General features: G+C 59.9%; 1 protein-coding gene and 1 pseudogene. Both read left to right on the top strand.

Annotated elements, in window-relative coordinates:
• The coding region (locus ACIQ3A_RS14810; protein WP_396432489.1) for a propionate--CoA ligase at nt 1-1,770 on the top strand (1,770 nt) is incomplete at its 5' end.
• 208 nt (nt 1,771-1,978) lie between these two features.
• A pseudogene (gene sucA / locus ACIQ3A_RS14805) lies at nt 1,979-2,897 on the top strand (2-oxoglutarate dehydrogenase E1 component); the annotation flags it as partial.

Raw genomic sequence — 2,897 nt, 5'->3', positions numbered from 1 at the left:
GCCAAGTGGTTTGTGGGCGGCCAGACCAACCTGTGCCACAACGCGGTAGACCGCCACCTGGCCGAGCGGGCTGACCAGCCCGCCCTGATTTTTGTCTCGACCGAGACCGACCAGGAAAAAACCTACAGCTACCGCGAATTGCACGCCGAAGTGCAGCGCATGGCCGCCATCTTGAAAGATCTGGGCGTGGTCAAAGGCGACCGCGTGTTGATTTATATGCCCATGATTGCCGAAGCCGCTTTTGCCATGCTGGCTTGTGTCCGCCTGGGGGCCATCCATTCCGTGGTGTTTGGCGGTTTCGCCTCACATTCGCTGGCCACCCGCATTGAAGACGCTTCGCCCAAGGTCATCATCAGCGCCGATGCCGGTTCCCGTGGTGGCAAAGGCGTGCCCTACAAGCCCCTGCTGGACGAGGCCATCCAACTGTCTGCCCACAAGCCTGCCCATGTGGTCATGGTGGACCGAAAGCTGGCCGCCTACACGCCCGTGGCGGGTCGCGATGTGAATTACGCCACCGAACGTGCCAAGCACATGGATGCCGTGGTGCCTTGCGAGTGGGTGGATGCCACACACCCCAGCTACACCTTGTACACCTCCGGCACGACCGGCAAACCCAAGGGCGTGCAGCGCGACACCGGTGGCTACACCGTGGCCTTGGCTGCCAGCATGCCCAATGTCTTTGAGGGCAAACCTGGCGGCACCTTTTTTTGCACCAGCGACATCGGTTGGGTGGTGGGCCACAGTTACATCATCTACGGCCCGCTGATCGGCGGCATGGCGACCATTCTTTACGAAGGTTTGCCGATTCGGCCCGATGGCGGCATCTGGTGGAGCCTGGTCGAGAAGTACAAAGTGAACGTGATGTTCAGCGCCCCCACGGCCATTCGGGTGCTGAAAAAGCAAGACCCTGCCTTGCTGTCCAAATACGACTTGTCCAGCTTGCAAGCATTGTTTTTAGCGGGTGAGCCCCTGGACGAGCCCACTGCCAAGTGGATTTCTGAAGGCCTCAACGGCAAGCCGATCATTGACAACTACTGGCAGACCGAGACCGGTTGGCCGATTCTGAGCATCTGCAATGGCGTGGAAAAAGCCCCCAGCAAGTTCGGTTCACCCGGCAAGGCCATTTACGGCTACAACGTCAAACTGGTCGATGACCAGACCGGCGAGGAGCTGACCGGCGCCAACCAAAAGGGCGTGCTGACCATTGAAGGCCCACTGCCTCCGGGTAACCTGCAAACCATCTGGGGCGATGACGACCGTTTCGTCAAGACCTACTGGAAAACCGTCCCCAACAAACTGGTCTACAGCACCTTTGACTGGGCAGTGCGTGACGAAGATGGCTATTTCTTCATTCTGGGTCGCACTGACGACGTGATCAACGTGGCTGGTCACCGCCTGGGCACCCGCGAGATCGAAGAAAGCATCTCGAGCCACCCCAACATCGCCGAAGTTGCTGTGGTGGGCGTCGCCGATCAGCTCAAAGGGCAGGTGGCCATGGCATTTGCCATTGCCAAGGACACCTCGGGCCTCATCGATGCCGCTGCACGCCAAAAGTTGGAAAGCGAAGTCATGAAGGTGGTGGATTCGCAGCTGGGCGCTGTGGCCCGTCCCTCCCGGGTCCTTTTTGTCTCGGCATTGCCCAAGACGCGCAGTGGCAAGCTGCTGCGCCGCGCCATACAAGCTGTGGCGGAAGGCCGCGACCCGGGCGACTTGACCACCATGGACGATCCTGCAGCCTTGCAGCAGATCGTTGATCTGATCAAGGCGTGACCCGCACAGACCCTGCTTTGCGGGGTCTTTTTTTGTCCATGTTGTGGTGAACCTGTAAGTACCACGTTGGGCTGGCCATGGCACAATGCGCGATGTACTCAGGCCCTTCCCATGCCACAGTCGCATCCGCCAACCGGTTCAGCCGTGTCGCGGAAGGTAAAAATAACCCAACTTATGTTTCCCAGAGGGAAACGGAGGTCAGCGAAATATGAGCGAGACTAATTCCGTCTACGCTGCCTACCAAGGCAACACGTACTTGTTCGGCGGCAACGCCCCGTATGTCGAAGAGATGTACGAAAACTACCTGGCCAACCCCGGCAGCGTTCCCGACTCCTGGCGCGATTACTTCGACGCCCTCCAGCACGTTCCCGCAGTCGACGGCTCCAACGCCAAAGACGTGCCGCACCTGCCGGTCATCAACGCCTTTGCCGAGCGCGCCAAGTCCGGCGGCACCAAAGTCGTCATGGCCAGCGCCGATGTCGAAATGGGCCGCAAGCGCACCGCCGTTCAGCAGCTGATCGCCGCTTACCGCAACGTGGGCCAGCGCTGGGCCGACCTGGATCCGCTCAAGCGCACCGAACGCCCCAACATCCCTGACCTCGACCCGGCTTTCTTTGGCTTCACCGACGCCGACCAGGAAACCGTGTTCGACACCAGCAACACCTTCTTCGGCAAAAACCGCATGTCCTTGCGCGAGTTGCTGAATGCGCTGCGTGAGACCTATTGCGGCACGATCGGTGCCGAGTACATGTACACCACCGACCAGGCCGAAAAGCGCTGGTGGCAGCAAAAGCTCGAAAGCATTCGCAGCAAGCCCAACTTCACGGTCGACAAGAAAAAACAGATCCTCGACCGCCTGACGGCCGCTGAAGGCCTGGAGCGCTACCTGCACACCAAGTACGTAGGCCAAAAGCGCTTTTCTCTCGAGGGTGGTGAAAGCTTCATTGCGGCCATGGACGAGTTGATCCAGTCCGCCGGCGCGCAGGGCGTGCAGGAAGTCGTGATCGGCATGGCCCACCGTGGCCGCTTGAACGTGTTGGTCAACACCATGGGCAAGTTGCCGGCCGACATGTTTGCCGAGTTCGACCACACTGCCCCTGAAGATTTGCCTGCCGGCGACGTGAAGT

This window comes from Limnohabitans sp. (assembly GCF_044361985.1).
Lineage (GTDB): Bacteria > Pseudomonadota > Gammaproteobacteria > Burkholderiales > Burkholderiaceae_C > Limnohabitans_A.
This window is presented reverse-complemented; position numbering and strand designations above follow the sequence as displayed.